This is a genomic window from Pseudomonas sp. AC247 (assembly GCF_979258015.1).
In genome coordinates, this window is record NZ_OZ409829.1 from 5,729,998 (window position 1) to 5,755,685 (window position 25,688).

23 protein-coding genes are annotated in these 25,688 nt (G+C 60.1%); 10 read left to right on the forward strand and 13 right to left on the reverse strand.

Translation table 11 applies throughout. The features are described from left to right. Positions 1 to 46 precede the first annotated feature (46 nt). Both ACZZ0B_RS25950 and ACZZ0B_RS25955 read left to right on the forward strand, forming a co-directional pair. On the forward strand, positions 47 to 829 hold the full coding sequence (locus ACZZ0B_RS25950) for an N-acetylmuramoyl-L-alanine amidase (protein ID WP_463546545.1): 783 nt from the start codon (positions 47 to 49) through the stop codon (positions 827 to 829). Positions 830 to 905: 76 nt separating this feature from the next. Continuing rightward, a complete protein-coding gene (locus ACZZ0B_RS25955) occupies positions 906 to 2,519 on the forward strand; it encodes an EAL domain-containing protein (RefSeq protein ID WP_177323312.1) in 1,614 nt (537 codons plus the stop codon). On the opposite strand, the gene ACZZ0B_RS25960 is transcribed toward ACZZ0B_RS25955, so the two are convergent. Beyond that, entirely contained in the window at positions 2,516 to 4,306 is a 1,791-nt protein-coding gene (locus ACZZ0B_RS25960) for a KinB sensor domain-containing domain (RefSeq protein ID WP_008081252.1), read from the reverse strand. The genes ACZZ0B_RS25955 and ACZZ0B_RS25960 overlap by 4 nt on opposite strands. Before the next feature lie 10 nt (positions 4,307 to 4,316). Then, positions 4,317 to 5,663, reverse strand: coding sequence for a sigma-54-dependent response regulator transcription factor AlgB (algB, locus tag ACZZ0B_RS25965; RefSeq protein WP_007954049.1), 1,347 nt, complete (start codon positions 5,661 to 5,663; stop codon positions 4,317 to 4,319). Positions 5,664 to 6,090: 427 nt separating this feature from the next. Between algB and ACZZ0B_RS25970 the strand changes: the two genes are divergently transcribed. The 5 genes from ACZZ0B_RS25970 (at position 6,091) to ACZZ0B_RS25990 (ending at position 10,547) form a co-directional block, all read left to right on the forward strand. Next, positions 6,091 to 6,381, forward strand: a complete 291-nt coding sequence (locus ACZZ0B_RS25970) for a hypothetical protein (RefSeq protein ID WP_008081254.1) — start codon at positions 6,091 to 6,093, stop codon at positions 6,379 to 6,381. A 73-nt stretch (positions 6,382 to 6,454) separates the two neighbouring features. Beyond that, positions 6,455 to 6,619, forward strand: coding sequence for a DUF1328 domain-containing protein (locus tag ACZZ0B_RS25975; RefSeq protein WP_003177151.1), 165 nt, complete (start codon positions 6,455 to 6,457; stop codon positions 6,617 to 6,619). Positions 6,620 to 6,621: 2 nt separating this feature from the next. After that, positions 6,622 to 7,086: an inhibitor of vertebrate lysozyme family protein gene (locus ACZZ0B_RS25980; protein ID WP_008081255.1), complete on the forward strand. Its 465-nt coding sequence runs from the start codon at positions 6,622 to 6,624 to the stop codon at positions 7,084 to 7,086. A 701-nt stretch (positions 7,087 to 7,787) separates the two neighbouring features. Further along, the gene (gene gltP / locus ACZZ0B_RS25985) at positions 7,788 to 9,119 is read left to right on the forward strand and encodes a glutamate/aspartate:proton symporter GltP (protein WP_463546546.1); all 1,332 of its coding nucleotides are present in this window, start codon (positions 7,788 to 7,790) and stop codon (positions 9,117 to 9,119) included. 198 nt (positions 9,120 to 9,317) lie between these two features. Further along, the gene (locus tag ACZZ0B_RS25990) at positions 9,318 to 10,547 is read left to right on the forward strand and encodes a nucleoside recognition domain-containing protein (RefSeq protein ID WP_007911793.1); all 1,230 of its coding nucleotides are present in this window, start codon (positions 9,318 to 9,320) and stop codon (positions 10,545 to 10,547) included. A gap of 121 nt (positions 10,548 to 10,668) precedes the next feature. Here ACZZ0B_RS25990 and ACZZ0B_RS25995 read toward each other — a convergent pair whose 3' ends face one another. The 9 genes from ACZZ0B_RS25995 to ACZZ0B_RS26035 all read right to left on the reverse strand — a co-directional run bounded on the left by ACZZ0B_RS25995 (position 10,669) and on the right by ACZZ0B_RS26035 (position 21,271). After that, positions 10,669 to 11,295 (reverse strand): ABC-type transport auxiliary lipoprotein family protein, encoded by a 627-nt coding sequence (locus tag ACZZ0B_RS25995; protein WP_463546547.1) that lies wholly within the window; start codon positions 11,293 to 11,295, stop codon positions 10,669 to 10,671. Further along, the gene (locus ACZZ0B_RS26000; RefSeq protein WP_463546548.1) at positions 11,292 to 12,230 is read right to left on the reverse strand and encodes an MlaD family protein; all 939 of its coding nucleotides are present in this window, start codon (positions 12,228 to 12,230) and stop codon (positions 11,292 to 11,294) included. Before ACZZ0B_RS26000 ends, ACZZ0B_RS25995 begins: the two co-directional genes overlap by 4 nt. Before the next feature lies 1 nt (position 12,231). Then, a complete protein-coding gene (locus ACZZ0B_RS26005) occupies positions 12,232 to 13,035 on the reverse strand; it encodes an ABC transporter ATP-binding protein (RefSeq protein ID WP_463546549.1) in 804 nt (267 codons plus the stop codon). Further along, on the reverse strand, positions 13,032 to 14,180 hold the full coding sequence (locus ACZZ0B_RS26010; protein WP_158832328.1) for an ABC transporter permease: 1,149 nt from the start codon (positions 14,178 to 14,180) through the stop codon (positions 13,032 to 13,034). Before ACZZ0B_RS26010 ends, ACZZ0B_RS26005 begins: the two co-directional genes overlap by 4 nt. Positions 14,181 to 14,234: 54 nt before the next feature. Further along, complete coding sequence (locus ACZZ0B_RS26015) at positions 14,235 to 15,263, reverse strand: DUF5924 family protein (protein ID WP_463546550.1); 1,029 nt, start codon at positions 15,261 to 15,263, stop codon at positions 14,235 to 14,237. Positions 15,264 to 15,454: 191 nt separating this feature from the next. Next, positions 15,455 to 16,846, reverse strand: a complete 1,392-nt coding sequence (locus tag ACZZ0B_RS26020; RefSeq protein ID WP_463546551.1) for a M16 family metallopeptidase — start codon at positions 16,844 to 16,846, stop codon at positions 15,455 to 15,457. A gap of 169 nt (positions 16,847 to 17,015) precedes the next feature. Continuing rightward, the gene (locus tag ACZZ0B_RS26025) at positions 17,016 to 18,674 is read right to left on the reverse strand and encodes a Na/Pi cotransporter family protein (protein WP_463546552.1); all 1,659 of its coding nucleotides are present in this window, start codon (positions 18,672 to 18,674) and stop codon (positions 17,016 to 17,018) included. 452 nt (positions 18,675 to 19,126) lie between these two features. Then, entirely contained in the window at positions 19,127 to 19,894 is a 768-nt protein-coding gene (locus ACZZ0B_RS26030; RefSeq protein ID WP_008084323.1) for a TerC family protein, read from the reverse strand. Positions 19,895 to 19,963: 69 nt separating this feature from the next. Beyond that, positions 19,964 to 21,271, reverse strand: coding sequence for a CitMHS family transporter (locus ACZZ0B_RS26035; RefSeq protein WP_008084326.1), 1,308 nt, complete (start codon positions 21,269 to 21,271; stop codon positions 19,964 to 19,966). A gap of 323 nt (positions 21,272 to 21,594) precedes the next feature. On the opposite strand from ACZZ0B_RS26035, the gene ACZZ0B_RS26040 reads away from it, so the two are divergent. After that, a complete protein-coding gene (locus tag ACZZ0B_RS26040; protein ID WP_463546553.1) occupies positions 21,595 to 21,996 on the forward strand; it encodes a GFA family protein in 402 nt (133 codons plus the stop codon). On the opposite strand, the gene ACZZ0B_RS26045 is transcribed toward ACZZ0B_RS26040, so the two are convergent. Continuing rightward, on the reverse strand, positions 21,997 to 22,323 hold the full coding sequence (locus tag ACZZ0B_RS26045; RefSeq protein WP_463546554.1) for a DOPA 4,5-dioxygenase family protein: 327 nt from the start codon (positions 22,321 to 22,323) through the stop codon (positions 21,997 to 21,999). It abuts the gene before it with no gap. A gap of 82 nt (positions 22,324 to 22,405) precedes the next feature. Here ACZZ0B_RS26045 and ACZZ0B_RS26050 point away from each other — a divergent pair, with 82 nt between their 5' ends. Continuing rightward, complete coding sequence (locus ACZZ0B_RS26050; RefSeq protein ID WP_463546555.1) at positions 22,406 to 23,074, forward strand: NAD(P)-dependent oxidoreductase; 669 nt, start codon at positions 22,406 to 22,408, stop codon at positions 23,072 to 23,074. Positions 23,075 to 23,104: 30 nt separating this feature from the next. On the opposite strand, the gene ACZZ0B_RS26055 is transcribed toward ACZZ0B_RS26050, so the two are convergent. Beyond that, positions 23,105 to 24,055: a choline sulfate utilization transcriptional regulator gene (locus ACZZ0B_RS26055; protein WP_463546556.1), complete on the reverse strand. Its 951-nt coding sequence runs from the start codon at positions 24,053 to 24,055 to the stop codon at positions 23,105 to 23,107. 114 nt (positions 24,056 to 24,169) lie between these two features. On the opposite strand from ACZZ0B_RS26055, the gene betC reads away from it, so the two are divergent. Beyond that, the gene (betC, locus tag ACZZ0B_RS26060; protein WP_463546557.1) at positions 24,170 to 25,684 is read left to right on the forward strand and encodes a choline-sulfatase; all 1,515 of its coding nucleotides are present in this window, start codon (positions 24,170 to 24,172) and stop codon (positions 25,682 to 25,684) included. Positions 25,685 to 25,688 lie beyond the last annotated feature (4 nt).

A 25,688-nucleotide genomic window follows, 5' to 3' on the forward strand; every position in this document is an offset into this window, starting at 1 on the left:
TACGTTACACTGTTGCATTACTGTCTTGCGTGTATTGTCCTCTGCCATGAAATTCTTTGCCCTCCTCGCTTCGCTGCTCGTTCTGGCCGGTTGCGCCAGCAGCCCGCGTTATGACACCAGCCACCCTTCGGCCAATTACGATAGCCGCATCCAGTTTGTGATCGTCCACTACACCTCGACATCGCTGGAGCGTTCGCTGCAATTGCTGACCCACGGCGAAGTCAGCAGCCATTACCTGATCGGCGACGACAAGAGCGCCACCGTCTACAAACTGATGGATGAAAACCAGCGCGCCTGGCACGCCGGCGAAAGCCAATGGCAGGGCCGCACCTGGCTCAACTCCAGCTCGATCGGCATCGAAATCGTCAATCCGGGCTTCAAGGACACCCCGACCGGGCGCCTGTGGTATCCATACAGCGAAGCACAGATTCAATCGTTGATCGCCCTGCTCAAGGACATCAGCAAACGCAACGGCATCAGCCCGCGCCACATTATCGGCCACAGCGACATCGCGCCGCTGCGCAAGCTCGATCCAGGCCCGCTGTTCCCGTGGCAGCGCCTTGCCGCTGAAGGCCTTGGCGTGTGGCCCAACGAGCAAGCCGTGGCACGCCAACAGGCAGTGTTCAACAACAGCGAACTGCCGAGCGTCAGCTGGTTCCAGGCGCAACTGGCGCACCTTGGCTACGACACGCCGCAGACCGGCGAACTCGACGTCGCCACTCGCCACGTCCTTGCCGCTTTCCAGATGCACTTCCGGCCTTCGCGCTTCGACGGTACGCCGGATGCGCAAACGGCAGCGCTGTTGTTGGTGCTCAATCAGACAAAATAATGACGCCCGCCCGACGGTCAGGGCGAAATTGCAATCAGCAGCTATAACTCATTGGTAATTCTTCGGATATTCCATGATGGTTGCTACCCGAGAGACGCTGCGTAGCTGGTTTTATCGCCCCTGGTTTTTGGCGATGATCGCGGCTGTCCTCAGTGCCTGCCTGCTGATCGCCGGCGCAATGTTCGTGGCGATGCATCAGGTGGAGCAAAACGAGAGCCGGGAAATGAACGCGCAAGGCGAACGTTTCCTCGCTCGCCTCGAACAATTGTTCGGCCAGTTGCGCGAAAGTCTCGACGACCTCGAAGCGCAACCGTTGCGCAGTTGCGACGACGAAATGATCGCCACCCTGCAACAAGTCACCTTCAACTATCGCTTCGTTTACGAAGCCGCTTATATGGACGCCTCGCGGATCTGTTCGAACCGGCCGCGCCAGGAAGGCTTATCGGTTGTCCGCGCACCAGACATCAAAGGCCCGACCTACAGCTACTGGCTGAACACCACCACCGAACCCGACGAGAACCGCGCCGCGCTGATGCTTGGTCGGGGAAATTTTCGTGTGGCCACCTCGCGCGGCCATTTGACCGACATGGTCGACCTGTCGCCTGGCAGCAGCCTGTTGGTGGTGCTCGACCATGGCTCCCGGGCAATCCCGGTACTGGGTACCGAGCAGGACTGGCCGCCGACGGCAAACTGGCCACCGAAAGGTCGCGATGCCCTGCAAGTCACGCAAACGCGACTGATCTACCGCATGCCCACAGACAACCCGGAATATCAGCTGGTGTTGATCACGCCGCGCACCGGCATGCACATCCCCACCATTTGGTGGTGGATGATTCCGGTCTGCCTGGTGGCCGGTGCCATTGTCGGCTTTCTCACCTTCCTGCTGGTGCGCCAGCGGCAATCATTGGATGCCGAGCTTCACGGCGCGATCCGCCGCGGCGAGTTGCAGGTGCTTTATCAACCGATCTTCGACCTCGACAGCCGCAACTGCGTCGGTGCCGAAGCCCTGCTGCGCTGGCGCCGCCCGGACGGCACGCTGACCAGCCCCGACCTGTTTATCCCGATGGCGGAAAACACCGGGCAGATTCGGCAAATGACCGACTTTGTCCTGCAGCGTTTGCTCGAGCAGTTGGGCCCGGTATTGCGCGCCAACCCACAACTGTATATCTCGGTGAACCTGGCGGCGTGCGACGTCATGGTGCCGCGCATCGGCCAGGTCATGGCGCGCTTGCTGACCTTGCACCGGGTCGCCGCACGACAGATTGCCTTCGAGGTCACTGAACGCGGTTTGATTGATGTGGTGGTCGCGCGGGAAAACCTGCAAGCCCTGCGTGATGTTGGCCATCAGGTGCTGATCGACGATTTCGGCACCGGCTATTGCAGCCTCGCCTACCTGCAGACCCTGCCGGTGGACTGCCTGAAAATCGACAAGGCGTTTATCGACGCCCTCGGCCATGACGCCGCCAGCAGCGGCGTCGCCCCGCACATCATTCACATGGCGCAAGCGCTGGACCTGAAGGTGATTGCCGAAGGCATCGAACTGGAATCACAAGCGCAATTGCTCAGCAGCGAAGGCGTGAAGTTCGGTCAGGGCTGGCTGTTCGCCCATGCGCTGAGCGCGGTGCAGTTCATCGAACTGATCACGCGCGGCCGCCGGCTCGCCGGTCGGCGCATGGACGACGAAGCCTAAACGGCTAACGCCATATAGAACTGCGTGCCCTGCCCCGGCCGCGAATACACGCCCATGCGCCCGCCATGCAACTGGACGATTTCCTTGCACAGCGCCAAGCCGAGCCCGGCTCCACCCTTCTTGCGCCCGACCTGGACGAAGGGCTCGAAGATCCGCCCCTGCTGGCCGTAGGCAATGCCTTCGCCATTGTCCTCGACGCTGATGATCACCCGCTCGCCGTGTCGCCGCGCCTGCAGACGAATCAATCCGTCGCGGGCGGTATGGCGCAGGGCGTTGTCGATCAGGTTGTCGAGCACGCGGTCGAGCTGCGCCTGATCCGCCTGCAAACGCGGCAGCGGGCCTTGCACTTCGACCTCCAGGGCGATGCCTTTGGCCGCCGCCGACTCGGCGAAACGCAGCTGGGCCTGCGCCAGCAGATCTTCGATGGAGCACGGTGCCAGCGTGAGTTTCTGCAAACCGTTCTGGTAGCGCGAGAAATTCAGCAAGTCGTTGATCAACTGCATCAGGCGCTGCATTTCCTCATTCACGGTATCGAGCAGATCAGCCTCGCGTGACTCCGCCGGAAACTTCGCCCGCTCGCGGAACAGGCCGAACGCCATGTGCATGCCGGTGACCGGCGTGCGCAGCTCATGGGACGCGCGCAGGACGAACTCGCTGCGCACCCGCTCGAACGCGCGCTGCTCGGTGACGTCGTGCAAAACCATCACCGCGCCGAGGATATGACCTTGTGTGTGGCTGACCGGCGTCAGGCTGTAAGTCAGCAGGCGCGATTCGCCGTCGACCTCAATGCTCAAATCCTCCGGCGCGCGCTCCAGCGTGCCGCCGCGCAGCACCAGTTGCAGCTGCGCATCCAGCTCCGGCCGCTCAAGCGCCGCGCCCAGACCCTGGCCGAGTCGATCATCGTCCCAACCCAACTGGCGTTGAGCCACCGGGTTGAGGTGCTCCAGGTGACCTTCGCGGTCAATCATCAGCAGACCATCGTCGATGCTGTCGAGCACCGCCTGCAGACGCTGCTGGCCGGCCAGCAGCTCGTCGACGTTGGTGGCCTGGTGCTCACGCAGCGCTTCGGCCATCAAACCGAAGCGACGCGACAACAGGTTCACTTCCATCGCCGAGGAAATCGGCAGGGTCACTTCATAGTTGCCCTGACCAATGTTGTCCGCCGCTTTCGCCAAGACTTCGATCGGCACACCGAAGCGTCGAGCGATACCGTGCGCGGTGACGAAACCGATGATCAACACCGCCAGCCCTACCAGCCCGAGCAGGCCGGCGATCAACAGTGCACGGTCGCGCGCTTGATGCTGGACCGCGTTGATGTTGTCCAGCGCATGCTTGTGTTCGGTGATCAACCCGTTACGCAGCGTGTTGAAGCGCTCCCTGAGATTGGCGTTGCTGCTCAACGCCGTCGCCGGGTCACGGGACACATCGAAGGCCTGAAGAAAACTCAGGTAATCAGCCTTGGCCTGACTGAAACCATACTGGCGACCATCGCCGATGTGCTCTTGGGCGATACCGTCATCGAGCAACTTGAGGTATTGCTGCTTGGACGCCTCGAACGCGACCGGATCGGGTTCTTCGGCAAGCATGATGACCAGTTGATCACCCAAAGTTTGTCTCAGCTTGAGGCCCAGATCGAGCGTGACGAAGTTGTTACGCAGCGTGGTTTCCTGTGTACCGGCCATCTGCATCACGCTGACCAGCCCGAGCAGCAACCCGAGCAAGGCCACGGTGATCAAGGCGGAAATGCTCAGGAACAACCGCGTGCGCAACTTCATCGCCAGTTTCATCGCCCGGCACTCACAGGTTGTACTGCTTGCGCTTGCGATACAGGGTCGAGGCGTCGATGCCGAGGGTTTTCGCTGCTTGATCCAGGGTGCCGGCGGTGGCGAGAACCGCGCCGATGTGGGCTTTTTCCAACTCGTCCAGACTCAGCGCGGCGCCGACCCGAGGCGCGTTGTTGGCCGGTTGCTCGGCCATGCCGAGATGGCTGATCTCCACGCGCTCCTGCGGGCAGATGATGCTCGCGCGCTCGACCACGTTGCGCAGCTCACGAATGTTGCCCGGCCAGCGGTAGCCGAGCAGTGCCTCGCGAGCCTCGTCGCTGAACCCACGCGCCGGACGTGCGTACTCTTTAACGAAGCGCGCCAGAAAGCGATCAGCCAGCGTGAGGATGTCCTCGGCACGCTCGCGCAACGGCGGCAGGTGCAGGGTAATGACGTTCAGGCGATACAGCAGGTCTTCACGGAAACGACCGTCACGGACCATGTCCTCCAGATTGAGGTTGGTCGCCGCCAAAATACGCACGTCGGCGCGACGGGTGACCGGGTCACCTACGCGTTCGTATTCCTTGTCTTGAATGAAGCGCAGCAACTTTGGCTGCAATGTCAGCGGAAAATCGCCGATCTCGTCGAGAAACAGCGTGCCGCCGTCGGCCTGGTTGACTCGACCCAGCGTACTTTCGCTGGCCCCGGTAAACGCACCACGGCTGTGACCGAACAGCTCGCTTTCCATCAGCTCTGCGGTCAGCGACGGGCAGTTGATGGTCACGCAGGATTTCTTCTCGCGCTTGCTCCAGCCGTGAATCGCACGGGCCAGCTCACCTTTACCGGTGCCGGATTCACCAAGGATAAGAATGTTGGCGTCGGTGCCCGCGACTTGGCGCGCGGTTTCCAGGACAACTTTCATTGCCGGGCTGTGGGAGTCGAGACCGTCCTTCGGTTTGCGGATCTCGCCTTCAAGCGCTTCGAGGCGCGCCGACAACTGACGCACTTCCAGCTGCTTGGCGGTAGCCAGACGCAGCTGATCAGGGCTGCACGGCTTGACCAGATAATCAGCGGCGCCCGCCTGAATAGCATCCACCGCAGTATCGACAGCCGAATGCGCGGTGACGATCACCACGCGCATCCACGGTGCCTGAATGCGCATTTGCGCCAGTACATCGAGACCGTTGTCTTCGCCCAGGCGTAAATCAAGGAAGCACAAATCGAAGACCTGGCGTTGCAGCAGTGCGTCGGCCTGAGCCGCGCTGTTGGCGGTAGCCACCGTATAGCCTTCGTCTTCAAGGCAATAACGGAAGGTACGCAGGATGGCGGATTCGTCGTCCACCAGCAGAATGCGGCCTTGATGCTCAGTGGCAGATTCCATTTTTCCTACGCTCCATAGTGATTGGTCTGAGGTTAGTCCCGGAAAAATCGGGCAAGTTGCATGGTTGATTCTGAACGATGCCAGCCATAGGAGGGTAGCTCTCTCCTGCCATTACGGCCAATACGTTGATTTTGTTGGTTTTTTAAACAATCAGCGGTTTACAGGACATTGCCTGCGTCCTTTTCTGACATCTGCGCCCTGCTCTCAATTCCATAAGAATGAATTCTCCTACGAAAAAATCGTGCATTGCGCACGATCCCAGACGACCCATCGTGCAGGATGCGTCGCCGACTCTTTTCGCATCTCTTTTAAGTTATTGATTTTATTGAATATTTTTCAATGAAAAAACTGGCATGCAGGCTGCAATAACTCATTCAGCCCGGGCAGATCAGAACTGCCCCAACCGAATAAGAGTGAGGAACCCAGGATGACTCGCCAACGCGCCGCTCAAGTACGCATCTCGCCACTGCATCTGCAACAAGCTCTGTTTGGCGTACTTGCGCTGTTGATCACCCTGATTGCTTGCCAGCAATACCTGCGCTGGGAAAACAGCCAGCAGCCGGAAGCACCGCTGATTTCCATGCAGCACGCTACCCAGAGTCATTTCAGCGCTGTCAGCAGCAGTGTCCAGGATGACAACGCGACGATGCGCATGGTCGATGTCGACCAGGCGCAGCCACTGGATCAAATGCCACGTGAAGAGCGCTGGGTTTTCTGATTGAACAAACGGATTCAGGCGCGATGCGCCGGAACACGCAATATCCCTAAATAGAGAAGTAAGGAGAATCACCATGTTGAGCTGGGCAATCACATTCTTGATCATTGCCATCATCGCTGCAGTACTGGGCTTCGGTGGTATCGCGGGCACCGCCACGGGTATCGCCAAGATTCTCTTTGTCGTGTTCCTGGTGATGTTCATCGCTTCCTTCTTCTTTGGCCGTCGCGGCCGAGGTTAACGATGACTGTTTTAAAAACACTGGCAGCCGCCCTGCTTCTGGGCGGTAGTGCCATGGCGATGGCGGCCAACGATGGCCAGGCGCGGGTCAACGAACTGTTGAGTTCCGACCCGCAATATCGCGAAACGTGGGAAGGCGTGGTGAAGAAGGAAGAACGCCTGCCGGAATGGGTAATGAACCTGTCCGGCACGCCAGACCAACAGATGAATGCCGTGACTGAAGACGGCGATCAATATCTGGTCGGGCCGCTCTGCGAATCTGCGGACAAGTGCCTCAACCACCGTTTGATCGTCGCCTTCAGTTTCGACAAGAAAGACGCTTACGCCATGCTCGTCGATGTGCCCGAAGGACTGCCGGCCGACAAGTCGCCCACGCGACATGCCACCTACCGCTTCCTCGGCAAACCCGATCAGGGCATGCAGGATCTGCTGATGGAAACCCTGAAGAAAGATCCGAACTGGTATTGAACATGAAGGCAGCAGCCCTGCTGCCTTCCATTGCACCGATCCGAGGAGGCTCGGCGCATGACCAAGGGGCCGGGACGTTCTGACTGTTACAGGGTCGGAGTGACCTACGGGTACAGGGAGTGCCTGCGCGAGGGCCGGGTCAGGGCAAGTAAAAGCTGCATCGCAGGTTCGCCGACTCACAGCAGATCGACGGACTTGCGTTGAGCTTCCTTTTCAGCAAAACATTGATCCAGAGCGTCCAGCTCGCCTTTTTTATCGTCGACACTGCGCGCGAAAACATTACGCGGTGTTTCCTGGCGACCGTATATCGACAAAGAAACCTTTTAAACAGTGGGACTTCTAGGCTTCCCACGTAGGCTTTTTCCTAAATTTTTCGTTGATTTTTCTCGTTCAAAAAATAACCAACCTACGCTGTGATGGCCGGTTCACGGCACTTATGCCGGCCGAAATGTCACAATCGAACCGGTTGGGACGCCAGTTTCAATTAAAAAAGCTCATGCCGATTCGGCATAGGGTAGGCGTTTACGGCATTAGACGGCGCAACCTTGCATCGGAATAGTTGCGCCTTTTTTCGCCTGCCGAAGAGCCGTAAACACGCGCTTCGGGGCACCTTATACGGAGGCAGATGCACAGACTTTTCCGCTAAAGAGCGTTCCAGTTCCTGCATGTGCCTGAGTCAAACGCAAGTAAGGGTAAAGATAATGAAGAAGGCAAAAATTAGCCTCGCCTGGCAGATCCTCATCGGTCTGGTTTTGGGTATTGCAATTGGTGCGTTGCTCAACCACTTCAGTGCCGAAAAAGCCTGGTGGATCAGCAACGTCCTGCAACCGGCAGGCGATATCTTTATCCGTCTGATCAAGATGATCGTGATCCCGATCGTCATCTCTTCCCTGATCGTCGGCATTGCTGGCGTGGGCGACGCCAAGAAGCTCGGGCGTATCGGTCTGAAGACGATTATCTACTTCGAAATCGTCACCACCATCGCCATCGTCGTCGGCCTGCTGCTGGCCAACCTGTTCCATCCGGGTGCCGGCATCGACATGAGCACGCTGGGCACCGTGGACATCTCCAAGTACCAGGCGACTGCCGCCGAGGTACAGCATGAACACGCGTTCATCGAGACCATTCTTAACCTGATCCCGTCGAACATCTTCGCGGCCATGGCCCGCGGCGAAATGCTGCCGATCATCTTCTTCTCCGTGCTGTTCGGTCTCGGTCTGTCGAGCCTGCAGTCGGACCTGCGCGAGCCGCTGGTGAAGATGTTCCAGGGCGTCTCGGAAAGCATGTTCAAAGTCACCCACATGATCATGAACTATGCGCCAATCGGCGTGTTCGCCCTGATCGCGGTGACCGTCGCCAACTTCGGCTTCGCCTCGCTGGTGCCGCTGGCCAAGCTGGTGATCCTGGTTTACTTCGCCATCGCCTTCTTCGCCTTCGTGGTGCTGGGCCTGATCGCCAAGCTGTTCGGTTTCTCGGTGTTCAAGCTGATGCGCATCTTCAAGGATGAGCTGGTGCTGGCCTACTCCACCGCTTCTTCGGAAACCGTGCTGCCGCGCGTGATCGAGAAAATGGAAGCCTACGGCGCACCGAAAGCCATCTGCAGCTTCGTGGTACCGACCGGTTACTCGTTCAACCTCGACGGCTCGACTCTGTATCAGTCGATCGCGGCAATCTTCATCGCGCAGCTGTATGGCATCGACTTGTCGATCAGCCAGCAACTGTTGCTGGTGCTGACCCTGATGGTCACCTCCAAAGGCATCGCCGGTGTTCCGGGCGTGTCCTTCGTGGTGCTGCTGGCTACCTTGGGCAGCGTTGGTATTCCGCTGGAAGGCCTGGCGTTCATCGCCGGTGTCGACCGCGTCATGGACATGGCCCGTACCGCACTGAACGTGATCGGCAACGCGCTGGCCGTACTGGTTATCGCACGTTGGGAAGGCATGTACGACGACGCCAAGGGCGAGCGCTACTGGAACTCCCTGCCGCACTGGCGCAGCAAGACCCAACTGCCAGCGGGCGAAATCTCGAAAAACTGACACACCCCTGTAGGAGCTGCCGCAGGCTGCGATCTGTTGATCTTGCTTTAAAAAAACAAAATCAAAAGATCGCAGCCTTCGGCAGCTCCTACATGAGATTGGGGCCACGAGCCTGTAGACGAACCCCGGAGAAATCCGGGGTTTGTCGTTTCTGGCGACCCCGCTATCATTCGCGGCATTCTTCGGGGGATTTGACTGATGCTTAATGGCCTGTGGCTTGGCTTCTTCATCGTGGCAGCCGTGTCGGCGCTGGCGCAGTGGCTGATCGGCGGCAACGCCGGGATCTTTGCGGCGATGGTGGAGAGCATTTTCGCCATGGCCAAGCTCTCGGTCGAAGTCATGGTGCTGCTGTTCGGCACCCTCACCCTGTGGCTGGGCTTTCTGCGCATCGCCGAGAAGGCCGGGATCGTCGAATGGCTGGCCAAGGTGCTCGGCCCGCTGTTCTTGCGGCTGATGCCGGAAGTCCCGGCGGGTCACCCTGCCCTTGGCCTGATCACCCTGAACTTCGCTGCCAACGGTCTCGGCCTCGACAACGCCGCGACGCCGATCGGCCTGAAAGCCATGAAGGCGCTGCAGGAGCTCAATCCCAGCGCGACCATCGCCAGTAACGCGCAAATCCTCTTCCTGGTGCTCAACGCCTCCTCCCTGACCCTGCTGCCGGTGACGATCTTCATGTACCGCGCCCAGCAAGGCGCGCCGGACCCGACGCTGGTGTTCCTGCCGATTCTGTTGGCGACCAGTTGCTCGACGATTGTCGGCTTCCTCTCGGTGGCGTTCATGCAGCGCCTGCGGATCTGGGATCCGGTGGTGTTGGCTTATCTGATTCCCGGGGCGCTGATCCTCGGTGGATTCATGGCACTGCTCGGCACGCTTTCCGCCACGGCTTTGGCGGGATTGTCGTCGATCCTCGGCAATCTCACGCTGTTTGGGTTGATCATGCTGTTTTTGCTGATCGGCGCGTTAAAGAAAGTGAAGGTTTACGAGGCGTTTGTCGAAGGCGCCAAAGAAGGCTTCGACGTGGCGAAGAATCTGCTGCCGTATCTGGTGGCGATGCTTTGTGCGGTTGGCGTACTGCGTGCTTCCGGGGCGCTGGACTTCGGGCTGGACGGCATTCGTCATCTGGTCGAGTGGGCCGGTTGGGACACGAGGTTTGTCGATGCGTTGCCAACGGCGATGGTCAAACCGTTCTCCGGCAGTGCGGCGCGAGCGATGTTGATCGAGACCATGAAGACCTCGGGGGTCGACAGCTTCCCGGCGCTGGTCGCCGCGACGATCCAGGGCAGTACCGAGACCACGTTCTATGTGTTGGCGGTGTATTTCGGTGCGGTGGGCATTCAGCGGGCGCGGCATGCGGTGGGGTGTGCGTTGCTGGCGGAGTTTGCCGGCGTCGTTGGCGCTATCTTTGTCTGCTACTGGTTCTTTGGCTAACCACAGATCAAAACTGTAGGAGTGAGCCTGCTCGCGATAGCGGTTTATCAATCGCCATCATCGGTGACTGATACACCGCTATCGCGAGCAGGCTCACTCCTACAGGGGTTTTGTGTTGGGCTTAGGGTTTTGGGGGAGCGAGTTTCTGGCCTTGGTCGACGGCCCACGCGACGACCTTGGCGGTCAGGCGATCACTGGCCTGGCCAAAGCCTGCGACCACCGCCGGCACCTGCACATCGTTCAGAGGCTGACGCTCTTCAAAGCGCCGACTGGCCAGAATCCGCTGGTCATAACCGCGCACCAGCAACGCATCAACCCGCACCACGACGCTGGCCTGCGATCCCTGATACTCGGTCTGAAACGCCTGCAAACTCCCGCCCAATTCGAGATCCGCCGCAAAGTTGCTGTCATCGGTACTGAGCAACGTCACCCGGCCATCACGCGCAAACCCATCCAGCAGACGATTACGCACCAGCACCGGCGCCGGATCGCTCCAGCGTGAGCCCTTGTAGCTGCTGATCACGTCACCCTGCGGGATCACCGCAATCGTCGGCCTGTTCAAAGCCTCACTGGCCTGCCATTTGTTCAGTCGCAACGACCAATGCTGTGCTGCCGCCGAACTGGCCGAGGCGGGCGCCTGTGCCGTCGGTAGGCGATAGACATCCGAAGGCTCGGATTTGGGCAAAATCGAGCATGCGCTGATCAGGGAAATGCCGGCGGCGAGAAGGGCGAGGCGAGTCAGCTTCATGGCGTGAATTCCTTGTTCTTGTCACGGCCCAGCAGATAGCCGCTGGGGTTGGCCTCAAGGCGTTGCGAAATGGCGCGCAACGAAGTCAGCGTCTCGCGCAGTTCGCGGATCGCCGGGGCCAGGCCATTGAGGCCCTGCATGCCGTTGTCGAGGGAGTTTTCGTTTTTGCTGAGCAAGGTGCTGATGGTCGTGGTGCTTTGCTCCAGCGACTTCATTGCCTGCTCGGCACTGCCCAGTGCTTGCTTGCCTTGGTCGTTGATCAGGCCGTTGGCGTTGCGCATCAGCAGCGAAGTCTGTTCGAGCATGCTGCCGGCCTGTTTGCCAACGGTCGCCAGTTGCTGCATCGCCTGTTTGATGTCGCCGCGCTGATCGTTGATGGTGCCGGTGGTTTGCTCCAGATGGGCGAGGGTCTTGCTGACGCGCTCGACGTTCTCTGGGGAGAACATCTGATTGGCGTTCTGCAGCAGCGCGCTGATGCCGGTCATCAAATCGTTGCTGTCATTGAGCAAACGCGAAATCGGCGAAGGCGAGGCGACAATCAGCGGCAGTTTGCCGTCATGGCCGGTCAGTTTCGGGCTTTCGGGCGTACCACCGCTGAGCTGGATGATCGACGTGCCGGTGATCCCGGCCAGTGCCAGTTTCGCCTGGGTGTCTTCCTTGACCGGGGTGTCACCGGCCAGACGAATCCGCGCCAGCACCCGCCGTGGGTCTTTCGGATCAAGGCGCAAATTGATCACATCGCCGACCTTGATCCCGCTGTACTGCACCGGGCTGCCCTTGGACAGGCCACTGACTGCCTCGCTGAAGACAATCTCGTAATCCTTGAACTCGGTGTCGACACTGGACTTGGCCAGGAACAGGCCGAAGAGCAGGGCGCCTGCCACCACAATCACGGTAAACAGGCCGATCAATACATGATGCGCTCGGGTTTCCATGTCAGACCTCGTTGAGCAATTTGGCGGCGTCCAGCGCCGAGCGACCGCGCGGGCCGTGGAAGTATTCGTGAATCCACGCGTCGTCGGTTTCCGAAACGACGTCGATCGGGCCGGCGACCAGGACTTTCTTCTGCGCCAGCACCGCGACGCGGTCGGTGATGGTGTAGAGCGTGTCGAGGTCGTGGGTCACCAGAAACACGCTGAGGCCGAGCGCATCGCGCAGGGTCAGGATCAATTGATCGAACTGCGCCGCGCCAATCGGATCGAGGCCGGCGGTGGGTTCGTCGAGGAACAGAATGTCCGGATCCAGCGCCAAAGCCCGCGCCAGAGCAGCGCGCTTGATCATGCCACCGGACAGCGACGCCGGGTATTTATCCGCCGCCGACAATGGCAGCCCGGCCAACGCCAGCTTCACGGCGGCCAAATGTTCGGCGTCGTTACGGCTGAGGCCGGCGTGTTCAATGAGGGGCAGGGCGACGTTCTCGGTGACCGTCAGGGAGGAAAACAGCGCGCCTTTCTGAAACAGCACGCCGAAGCGTCGTTCAACCATCGAACGCTCGTGCTCCGACAGGCTCGGCAGGTTCTTGCCGAACACTTTGACGATGCCTTCGCTGGGCCGACGCAAACCGACAATGCTGCGCAGCAGCACCGATTTGCCGCTGCCGGAACCGCCGACCACGGCGAGGATTTCGCCTTTGTACAAATCCAGATCGAGATTCTCGTGCACGCTCTGGCTGCCGAAGCGATTGCACAGGCCACGGACTTCGATCACCGCCTCCGAGGGCGCGCGGGGTAGACGACTCACCAGCCCATCTCCATGAAGAACAGCGCGGCCACCGCGTCGAGCACGATCACCACGAAAATCGACTGCACCACGGCAGACGTCGTGTGCGCGCCGACCGACTCGGCGCTGCCGCTGACCTTGAAGCCTTCCAGGCAACCAATCGCGGCGATGATGAAGGCGAAGATCGGCGCCTTCACCAAACCGACCAGAAAGTGCTGAACGCCGATGTCCGACTGCAACAGTGTCAGGAACATCGCCGGCGAGATATCCAGCGACACCGCGCAGACCACGCCGCCACCGATGATCCCGCAGAGCATCGCGAGAAAGGTCAGCATCGGCAGCGCCACCAGCATCGCCAGCACGCGCGGCACCACCAGCAGCTCCATCGGGTCGAGGCCGAGTGTGCGGATTGCGTCGATTTCTTCGTTGGCCTTCATCGAGCCGATTTGCGCGGTAAAGGCACTGGCGGTGCGCCCGGCCATGAGGATCGCCGTGAGCAGCACGCCGAATTCCCGCAAAAACGAGAAACCGACCAGATCCACGGTAAAAATCGTCGCGCCGAAACTGGCCAGCACTGTCGCGCCGAGGAACGCCACCACCGCGCCGACCAGAAAGGTCAGCAGCGCCACGATGGGTGCAGCGTCGAGGCCGGTCTGTTCGATGTGCGCGATCATTGGCGTGATGCGCCAGCGCTTGGGCCGGAACAGACTGCGAGCGATGGTTTCCAGGATCAGGCCGATGAAACCGAGGAGTTGCAGGGTGTCTTGCCAGATGGTGTCGACAGCGCGGCCGATGCGCGTCAGCAACTGCACGCTGACGCTGATTTCCGGCTCCTTGATCGGCACGCAGAAGTCGGTCATCGAGCGATACACGGTCTGCAGCAGCGCGCGGTCGGCGGTGGAAATCGTGCAATCAGGATGCTCGGCAGATTTACCGAGGCGCTCGGAGCCGAGCAGTTCGACCAGCAGCGAAGCGCCCGCGGTGTCGAGGGCGCCGAGGCTATTGAGGTCGATCTCGGTATTGGCGTCGTACTGGCCGTGGAGCTTTTCGCTCAGTTGCTTGAGCTCGGCGTAATGGGCAAGCGTCCAGTCCCCGGTGACCCGCAGGCGGGCAGGGCTGATCGACGTGTCCAGTTGGGCATTGCCGCTGATCGAGCTGCTGGTCATAAGCTCCGTGCTTGTTCGTCTGCTAAGCGAACTAACGTAATAGCACGAACCGGATTACTTTTCTTTGATCGCTGTGCTGTCGGTGACTTCGAAACGCAGCACGCCGATCACCTGGCCATCCTCGGTCAGCACCCGCACCTGCCATTTGCCCGCCGGGTTGCCAGGGAAATTCTGCTTGTGCGTCCACGCCCGGTAGCCTTCCTTGCGCCCGCCATGGATATCGAGGGCGATGCGGTCGACCTCTTTGCCGTTGAACTGCCAGACGTGATAAATCCGCTCATCAAGGCCGCGCGGCGCGTTGATCGCGGTGTAGGCATAGAGCCCGCCGTTGCGGATCTGCTCGGCGCTGACCGTGTCGAGGCTGGCACCGGGGGTGCGATCCTGCATTTGCGTGCTGATCGCCACGTCGGTCATCCACAGCGTCGCCGGCGGCACCCACGAACGCAGCGCCCAACCGACGCCGCCAATGCCGACGGTGATGCACAGGATCGCCAAAGCGTTGCGCAGCGTGCGGATCGGGAAGATCGACGCCAGGCTGGGGAACGACAACAGCACGGCAATGCCCAGCGCCCATTTGAAGCTCTGCGCCGTGGTCAGGTGCATGATCACCGGCAACGCGGTGAGCAGGGCGGCGAACAACGTCAGTGTGTGCAACGCCAGAAAAGCCCAGCGCCGTGGCGCCAGCCATTTGTAGTAGAGCGGATCGACGATCGAGATCAGCGCCGCGACGCTGAGCAGGCCGGTGAAGAACAACTGGCCGCTGTTCCACGTCGTGGTGATGAAGAAGAACGGCAGGACGAAAAACAGGCTTTCCTGATGGATCATCTGCGTCGCGTAACGCAGCAGCGGCTGGGGAATCTCGCGTTTGAAGATGCGGGTGAAGAGGCCGGTGAGGGTGTTTTCCAGCATCAGCCAGATCCAGCTGAGCAGCATGATCACCGTGATCCAGCTCGCCAGCCCCTGCTGACGGTCGACCATGATGAAACTGCCGACGCCGGAGATGAAACCGCCAAGCGCAATGACCCCGGGATAGCGCTTCATCAGTTCGAGAATGCGCTGGATCAGGAGCTGTATTTTCGGCATGTCGGGGGTTCACAACTGGATAGGAAAAAACCTCGACAGAGTAGCGCCCGCCGGGCGATGTGGCGAGGCTGCCGGTCACTTAAAACCAACGCATTCCCTTGTAGGAGTGAGCCTGCTCGCGATAGCGGTGTATCAGCCGAAGCAATGGTGACTGAAAGACCGCTATCGCGAGCAGGCTCACTCCTACAGGGTTAGTGTTCGGCCGGCCGGCGGCGGTGGTGCAAACGCCAGCCGATCAGAATCAGCAGCAACACACCGATTCCACCCGCACTCAACCACAACACCTGATCATCACTGATCAACGGCTTCTCGATCCGCAAATACCCCGGTTGCAGCAGCAACTCGCGCATGGCTTTGTTCGCCGCCTCCAGCGTCACCCCTTGCAGCTCGCGGGCCGGGTTGGCAAAACGGCCGTCCTCGTAATCGCCCAGCGCGCTCCAGTAATAATCCGCCATCGCGCTATTACCCTGCACCGCCCACGCCTGATGGGCGATGGACGCCTGTTTGATCCGCGCAAAGGTGTCCGGGTCGAGGCCGTTTTTCAGCAGATCGGCCTTGAGGTCTTCCAGCACCTGAATGGCTTCGTCGACGTCATCACGATCGAGATCGGCATTCAGGCTCATGAAACCGACACCACCGAACACTTCGCGCTCGGCCCACGGCCCGTAGGACAAGCCATGATTGAGGCGGATCTGCCGATACAGCGCCCAATCCAGATAATCCTTGAGGATGTCGAAGGTCTGGTCGTACTGATCGTCAATCACCGGTTCCGGCACCAGCCAGTGCAGCTTGGCGCTGTCGCCGATGAAACCACGGGTGAGGGTGCGTTCATGGGCCGCGCTGGTGCGGATGTCCGGCAGCGGTCGATGCTCGCTCGGATCGACCGCTTCGAGCGCGCCCCAGGTGCGTTCCAGGTAGGCCGGCAGCAGCTTGTCGAGTTCGCCGACGACGATCAGCGTCATGTTGTTCGGCGCGTACCAGGCCTTGCGCACCTTCTCCAGTTGTTCCTGAGTCAGGTGACCGACTTCGGCGCGTTGCGGGCATTTCAGGCCCAGCTCGACGGCGAGCTGGTTGCTCGCGGTGTGGCCGAGATCCTGGCGATCGAGGAAGCGTTGCAGACGCGTGTAATGGCCGCCGTCCTCGCGTTCGACCACGCGTTTGGCGGCGTTGATCGCGTTGTCGTCGATGCGCGTCTGCGTCAGCAGGTCGAGCAGCAGGTCGAGCACCTTGCGCTGGTTCTTCGCCGGGGCTTCGATGACGAACGTGGTGTCGGCGTTGCTGGTAAAGGCATTCCAGTCACCGCCCAGTGCCTGCATGCGTTCCTCTAAACCACCTTCGCCAGTGGCGTCGATACCACTGAACAACAAGTGTTCGAGCAGGTGCGGCAGCTCTTTGTCCGCGCAATCGAAATCATCAAGGCCGACGCCGACCACCAAGCGAATCGCCACATGCCCACGTTCGGTGCCGGGTTTGAGCATCAGCTGCAAACCGTTGGGCAGCGCATAGCCTTCGACCTGAAAGCGATCCAGGGCAAAGGCAGGCAGGGAACCGAGCAACAGACAGGCGAACAACAGGCAACGCATAACAGGCTTCCATACGGCTGATTTGGAGATCCGTGTCGTCAGTCAGGGCCCCATCGCGAGCAGGCTCACTCCTACATTTGGAATGCGTCCCCCTGTAGGAGTGAGCCTGCTCGCGATAGCGGCCTGAAGGCTGAATCAATGTAACTGACTAAATCCAGCCGTAAAACGTTCAAGGCGAATGCGTAATGTCGGCAATATCATCCGCCGCCAGCGCCCCAGTGTCCGCGGTTTCCAGCACCACATACGCACTGCCGCAAAACAGCGAATTGAGCCGCTTCATGTCGGCAATCAACTCCAGGTGCAGCGAACTGGTTTCAATACTCTGCACGATCTTGCGTTGCAAACGGCTGACATGCGCATGGGCCAAACGGCGTTCCTGTGCGCGGAAGCGACGTTTCTCGCGCAGCAACTGGCGAGCGCTTTCACGATCGCCGCTGAGGAATACCGACAGGCCCAAACGCAAGTTGGAGATCAATTGCTGCTGCAACCCGGCCAGATCCTCCAGGCCTTCCTCGGAAAACGAGCGACGCTGCGAGGTCTTCTGCTGCTGGATTTTGCGCAGCATGCGTTCGATCAGGTCGGCGGCGAGTTTCAGGTTGATCGCCAGCTCGATGATCTCCGCCCAGCGCCGACTGTCCTGCTCGCCGAGATCCTCGCGGGGCATCTGCGCCAGGTACAGCTTGATCGCGCTGTACAACGCTTCGACGTCGTCGGTCAGCCGGCGTATCTCCTGAGTGACAGCGGTCTGCTTACCGCGCAACACATCAAGCGTGGCGTCGAGCATGTTCTCCAGCAGATCGCCCATGCGCAGGGTCTCCCGCGCGGCGTTGGCCAGCGCCAGACTCGGCGTGACCAGTGCGGTGGCGTCGAGATGACGCGGCTTGGCGGTGCCGTTGACCTCCGGGCGCTCCGGCAGCAGCCAAGCGCACAGACGTGCCATCGGCCCGACGCTCGGCAGCAGAATCAGGCAGCGCGCGGTGTTGTAGAGCAGGTGGAAGCCGATGACCATTTCCTGCGGGCTGAAATCGAGACTGTCGATCCAGTGCACCAGCGGGTCGAGCACCGGGATGATCAGCAGCAGGCCGATCAGTTTGTACAACAGGCTGCCCAGCGCCACTTGCCGGCCGGCGGCGTTCTGCATGCTGGTACTCATGAACGCCAGCACGCCGCTGCCGATGTTGGCACCGATCACCAGACCGATCGCCACCGGCAAGCTGATTACCGCTGCGCCGGCCAGTGTGGCGGTCAGCAGCACGGCGGCGAGGCTGGAGTAGGAAATCATCGCGAACAGCGCGCCGACCAAGGCGTCGAGGAGGATGTCGCCGGTCAGCGAAGCAAAAATTACCTTCACGCCCTGAGCGTGGGTGATTGGCGCGGCGGCCTCGACGATCAGTTGCAGCGCGAGAATGATCAGCCCGAGACCGATCGACACCCGACCCATTTGCCCGAGCCGCGTCTGTTTGCGCGACAGAAAGAAAATCACCCCGAGAAAAATCAGCAACGGCGACAGCCACGACAGGTCGAAGGTCAACACCCGCGCCATCAGCGCGGTACCGACGTCGGCGCCGAGCATGGTCGCCAGCGCCGGGGTCAGCGCCATCAGGCCCTGACCGACAAAGGAGGTGACGAGCATGGCGGTGGCGTTGCTGCTCTGCACCATGGCGGTCACGAGGATGCCGGCCACGAACGCGAGCCAGCGCCTGGACATGTTCTGGCCAATCACATGGCGCAGATTGGTGCCGTACACCCGCAGGATGCCGGTTCGAACGATGTGCGTGCCCCAGATCAGCAGGGCGACGGCGGAAAGCAGATTGAGCAGGGTGAGCATGCAGACCCCCTGTAATAGCAGTGCCCCAAAGGAGCAAGTTGACGGTACCGCGCGGTTTCTACGTTTTTGATACTTAAGCTGTAGTTGGCTAACGGACTGGGCGCCAGCATTGCACAGCTAAAGTGTCGATTGAAACAAAAGTGTCATGAAAAGCGCTTCATCCACCCTTCAGATTTCGAATCCACCAATGATCCTGTGGCGAGGGGATTTATCCCCGATGGGTCGCGCAGCGGCCCCCGTTGTTTAACCCAAAAGCAGGGGACTGCTGCGCAGTCCATCGGGGATAAATCCCCTCGCCACAGGTTTTTGCGGGTACAAAAAAGTCTGGATATAGCCCAAAACAAATGCAGGAGTGAGCCTGCTCGCGATAGGGCCATCAGCTTCAACATTGTTGTTGACTGACAGGCCGCCATCGCGAGCAGGCTCACTCCTACAGGGGTGTGGCGTAGGGGTTACTGGCCCGGGATGTCCTTGCGCAGTTTCACCGGGTCCTGCTGCTTTTTCTTCTTGGCCATCGCGCCGCGCAACTTGATGTTGATCGCCTCGACCGCCAGCGAGAACGCCATGGCGAAGTAGACATAGCCTTTCGGTACATGCACGTCGAACGACTCGGCAATCAGCACGGTACCGACCACCAGCAGGAACGACAGCGCCAGCATCTTCAGCGACGGGTGCTTGTCGATGAATTCGCTGATCTTGCCCGACGCCAGCATCATCACCAGCACCGCCACAATGATCGCGGCGACCATCACCGGCACATGGGAGACCATGCCCACCGCCGTGATCACCGAATCCAGCGAGAAGACGATGTCGATGATCGCGATCTGGATGATGGTGTAGAGGAAGTTGCCGCCCTTGCCGCCAGGCGAATCGTCGCTTTCGTCTTCGCCTTCCAGCGCGTGGTACATCTCTTGCGAGCTCTTCCACAGCAGGAACAGGCCACCGAAGAACAGGATCAGGTCGCGGCCGGAAATGCCCTGGCCGAACACTTCGAACAGGTCGGCGGTGAGGCGCATGACCCAGGTGATCGACAGCAGCAACATGATCCGGGTGATCATGGCCAGGCCAAGACCGAAGATCCGGGTGCGCTGCTGCATGTGCTTGGGCATGCGGCTGACCAGGATCGAAATCATGATGATGTTATCGATGCCGAGGACAATCTCCAGGGCAGTCAGGGTAAAGAAGGCAACCCAGATTTCGGGGTTGGTCAGCCATTCCATGTGTATTCCTTTGAGCGTGTGTTAAACCAGAACGCCAGCCAGCAGCTGGCGCCTGGTGAGTTGATGCCGTTACAACGTGCTGAACAGCGGGAAAGTCCCCAACAGCAGGGCTGCAACCAGAATGCACAGGCACACCAGCACGGCCCATTTCAGGGTAAAGCGTTGATGGTCACCGAACTCGATACCGGCCAGCGCCACCAGCAGGTACGTCGACGGTACCAACGGACTCAGCAAGTGGACGGGCTGACCGACGATCGAGGCACGGGCCATTTCCACGGCTGTGATGCCGTAATGGCTGGCCGCTTCGGAGAGCACCGGCAGCACGCCGTAGTAGAACGCGTCGTTCGACATGAAGAACGTGAACGGCATGCTTACCAGCGCCGTGATCACCGCCAGGTACGGGCCGAGGAAGTCCGGAATCACTGCCAGCAAACTTTTCGACATGGCGTCGACCATGCCTGTTCCGGAGAGGATACCGGTGAAGATACCGGCAGCGAAAATCAGACTGACCACTGACAGCACGCTGCCAGCGTGGGCCGCGACGCGGTCCTTCTGCATCTGCAGGCACGGGTAGTTGACGATCATCGCGATACTGAACGCGACCATGAACAGCACCGGCAGTGGCAGCAGGCCAGCGATCAGCGTGCACATCAGCGCCAGGGTCAGCAGGGCGTTGAACCAGATCAGTTTCGGACGGCGGGCATCCGGGAACTGCGACACGCTGATTTCGCTGTGATCGATTTCGTCGCCGATCAGGTGCAGCTCACCCAGACGCGCACGTTCACGTTTGCCGTAGAAGTAGGCAATCAGCAGGATCGCCACGACGCCGGCGGCCATCGCCGGGATCATCGGCACGAAAATGTCCGACGGATCGACATGCAACGCACTCGCGGCACGGGCGGTCGGGCCACCCCACGGGGTCATATTCATCACGCCACCGGCCAGAATGATCAGGCCGGCCATGATCCGCGGGCTCATGCCGATGCGGCTGTACAGCGGCAGCATGGCGGCCACGCAGATCATATAAGTGGTCGCGCCGTCCCCATCGAGGGAGACGACGAGCGCCAGTACGGCGGTGCCGACCGAAACTTTCAACGGGTCGCCCTTGACCAGTTTGAGGATCTTGCGCACGGCCGGGTCGAACAGGCCGGAGTCGATCATCAGGGCGAAATACAGAATGGCAAACATCAGCATCACGCCGGTCGGCGCCAGCTTGGTGATGCCTTCGAGCATCATCGGGCCGATCTTCGGGGCGAAACCACCGAACAGGGCGAACAGAATCGGGATGATGATCAGGGCGATCAGCGCGGACAGGCGCTTGGTCATGATCAAAAACATGAACGTGATGACCATGGCGAAGCCAAGGAAAGTCAGCATGGGAATACTCCAGGCGTAGCGCAGCTAGTTGAGTGAGCGGATCGGTGAGGGATCAGCGCAGAACGGCAAGCACGAAACGTACGGGCGGAGTGGGAGCGAGGAGGCGGGCTACAGAGGACATCGGAATCACCATTGTTGTTGTTAATTGGGCCTTGCGTGCGAGCGATCACACGGTTTGGCCAACCGGTCTGTTGCCGGAAGTGGGGCGATCCTAATCGGGGAAGCTTTCAGCCAGCTTTCGCTGGAGAAAGCTTTGAATGAACGGTCAACCGGCCGTCGGATGCGAACTAGAGTCAATGAACACGGGAAGGAGGGCTTCAGCCATGAGCCAATTGCACAGCGGCGGCTGCCATTGTGGACACATTCGTTATCAGTTCAGCGGGGCGCTGCAGGACATCGCCCATTGTCATTGCTCGATCTGCCGCAAGGTCAGCGGCGGGATTGTGACGACGTGGATCACCGTGCCGGCGGCGAGTTTCCAGTGGTTGGCGGGTACGCCGTCGCGGTATGACTCGTCGCAGAGTTGCGCGCGGTTCTTCTGCCCGAACTGCGGCGCGCAACTGGCGCTGGTGACGTTGCTCAGCCCGGAAAGCATCGACGTGACCATCGCCACCCTTGATCACCCGGAACTGGCGCCGGCCGAGCGGCATATCTGGACCGACAGCCAACTGCCCTGGCTGCATCTGGACGAACAACTGCCGAGTGAAGCCGAAGAAACCATTTGATCAAAAAATAGACAGGTCCAACGGTCGCACGGCGCCCATCCAGATCGCGTGCTCAGTGTGATCGAGCAAATCAGCGCCAGTGTCCGGGTGCAGAAACACCACCAGGCCTTTGCGGTTCAGCGCCAGCCACGGCAACACCTCGCCGATCAGCTCGGGGCCGAAGGCCAGTTGGCAACTCCAGTCCGGGTGCGGGCCGACCGGGCGTTCGTGGACCCGGCCCATTTTCAGCGCAAACAACTGCGCTGCCTGTTCGCACAAATCCCGCGCCTGCCCAATGCTGCTGGCGTCGAAATAGACGTGGGCGTGGTATCCCTTGATCACTTGCATCTGAAAGCCTCTGAATCGGTTCGAACCCTCGGCGTTGCCCGTATGTCACACGCCATACAAGGGAAAACAAAAGGGATCAGCCATGAAAAATGCCGAAACCCCGGCGGTAAAAGTGGTGCTCTATGGTGCCATGAGTAGCCTGGGCGGTGCGTTGATGGCTGAGTTGCTGCGCCGTCAGCACGAAGTCATCGCCATCCTCGACGACCTCACCGCGCTCGCGCCGCGTCCGGGTTTGCGCACCAAAAGCGGTGATCTGTTCGATTCCGAGCGGGTCAATCAAAGTGTGGCAGGCAGTTCGGCGGTCATCTGTTTATTGGATGCGCCGGGGTTGCCGTTCAGCAGTGATCACGTTGAACGCTCGGTGGTGCTCGGGCCGGTGGAGCAGGTACTAGCCGTAGATGCTTTGGTCGATGGCCTACAAGCGGCGAATGTTTCGCGACTGTTTTTGGTAGGAGAGTTCTCGGTGCTCGACGAAACGGAACTGGACGATCGCCTGCAACGCCACGCCGCCGAGGAAATCCGTGAAGCGCTGCAAAGCAGCCCGCTGCAGTGGACGCTGGTCAATGCGCCCCACGGCGTGGCCGGGCTGACGATTGAGCATTTCAGTCAGGTCGGCGGGAATCTTGAACCGGGGCTGGCGGAACCGCTGGAACGCCTGAATCGCGTAGCGGTCGGCATTGCCGATGAGCTGCGGCTGAATTTGCACGTGGGCCAACACGTCAATTTCATCGCCGCCACAGATCCCATGTAGGAGCTGCCGAAGGCTGCGATCTTTTGATCTTCAAACCGCAATCGAAGGCAGCGCCAACCCGTTCAGGGATTCGGCGCTGCTCGCCTGCTCCGCCATCAACCACTCCACAAACTGTTGAATCAACGCCCCACGCCGTTTGCGCTGCGGCAATACCACGTAATACCCCAGCCGCGACAGCGTCGTTTCAGCAATCGGCCGACACAACAAACCTTGACTGAGCAAGTTATCCACAAGGTGCCGCCAGCCAATTGCCACGCCTTGCCCGCCAATGGCCGCCTGAATCAACAGCGTGTAATTGTCGAACCGCAACTGCCCCGGCGCCGGCGGCGTGCTGATCCCCAACTCGCGAAACAGTCCGCTCCAGTCAAACCAGTTGCTGCTGTTTTCGCCACGCAGGTGCAGCAGCGGCAACTCCAGCAACGCCTGAGCGGGCAAGGGCAGGGCGCGTTCCTTGAGCAATTGCGGGCTGCACACCGGGAATACTTCTTCGCTGAACAACCAATGGCTCTCGCCCTGCTTGAAGCGCCCGTCGCCAAACAGGATCGCCACGTCGATGTCGGTGCGCAGCATGTTGTGGTTGCGTTCGCTGGTAACCAGGCTGACGTCGACGTGGGGATTGGCCTCATGGAAGCGGTGCAGACGCGGCATCAGCCAGTACGCGGCGAAGGCGAAATCGGTAGCGACTTGTAGCACTTCATGTTGCTGCTGCGCGCTGATCGCGCTCAATCCTGCGTTGATATTCTGCAAACCCAAGCTAACTTGCTCGAAAAGGATCGCACCGACTTCGGTTAACTCGATGCCTCGGTAGATGCGATCAAACAGCCGCGTGCCGAGCTGTTCCTCCAGCCGCTTGATCTGCTGACTGATCGCCGGTTGCGTGGTGCCCAGCTCGACCGCCGCCGCAGTAAAACTGCGATGACGAGCGGCGGCTTCGAAGGCGCGCAGCAGGTCGAGCGACAGATCGCCCAAAGCTTCATACATAAGCTGTGCTTATCCTAGTCATTGCCCGGTGCGGGCTTTACCCGACACAGCATGGACTCCATGCTCGATCGCAGCAATGTCGCATAAATATTCACTATGGAATGCCGCGATCACATGAAGCGCAAGAATATTCTTTTCATCATGGCCGATCAGATGGCCGCGCCAACGTTGCCGTTCTACGGCCCATCGCCAATCAAACTGCCGAATCTTTCCCGCCTCGCCGAACAAGGCGTGGTGTTCGATGCTGCGTACTGCAACAGCCCGTTGTGCGCGCCGTCGCGTTTCACCCTGGTCAGTGGCCAGTTGCCGAGCAAGATCGGCGCCTACGACAACGCTGCCGATTTCCCTGCCGATGTGCCGACCTACGCCCACTACTTGCGCCGTCTCGGCTACCGCACGGCGCTGTCGGGCAAGATGCATTTCTGCGGCCCGGATCAGTTACACGGTTATGAAGAGCGTCTGACCAGCGACATCTACCCGGCCGATTACGGTTGGGCGGTGAATTGGGATGAGCCGGACGTGCGGCCGACCTGGTATCACAACATGTCCTCGGTGTTGCAGGCCGGGCCGTGCGTGCGCACCAACCAGCTCGATTTCGACGAAGAGGTGGTGTTCAAAGCGCAGCAGTACCTGTTCGATCACATACGCGAAGATGGCGATCAGCCGTTTTGCCTGACCGTATCGATGACCCACCCACACGACCCGTACACGATTCCCAAGGCTTTCTGGGATTTGTACGACGATGCCGATATCCCTTTGCCTACAACCCCGGATCAACACGAACTCGATCCGCACTCGCAGCGCCTGCTCAAGGTTTATGACCTGTGGGATAAACCGCTGCCTGTGGATAAGATCCGCGACGCGCGCCGAGCCTACTTCGGAGCGTGCAGCTATATCGATGCCAACGTCGGCAAACTTCTGCAAACCCTCGAAGAAACCGGGCTGATCGATGACACCATCATTGTGTTCTCCGGTGACCACGGCGACATGCTTGGCGAGAAAGGCCTCTGGTACAAAATGCACTGGTATGAAATGGCCGCCCGCGTGCCTCTGTTGATCAGTGCGCCGGGCCAATTTGGTGCCGGTCGGGTCAGCGCGGCTGTGTCTACCGCTGACCTGTTGCCGACCTTTGTGGAACTGGCCGGCGGCCCCCTGGAGCCGGGCTTGCCACTGGATGGCCGTTCTCTGGTCTCGCATCTGCAAGGGCTGGGTGGGCATGACGAAGTGTTCGGCGAATACATGGCCGAAGGCACCGTCAGCCCGTTGATGATGATCCGTCGCGGCGCCTACAAATTTATCTACAGTGAAAGCGACCCTTGCCTACTCTTCGACGTAAGCAACGATCCGCGCGAACTGGAAGAACTCGGTCAATCACCGCAACATCGCCAGCTGTTCGACGATTTTCTCGCCGAGGCGCGGGCCAAATGGGACATTCCGGCGATTCACCAAGAGGTACTCGCCAGCCAGCGCCGCCGCCGTTTCGTTGCCGAGGCATTAACCATCGGCAAGCTGAAGAGCTGGGATCACCAGCCGCTGGTGGACGCCAGTCAGCAGTACATGCGCAACCACATCGACCTCGATGATCTGGAACGCAAAGCACGTTATCCACAACCCTGCCAAAACCAATAATGTT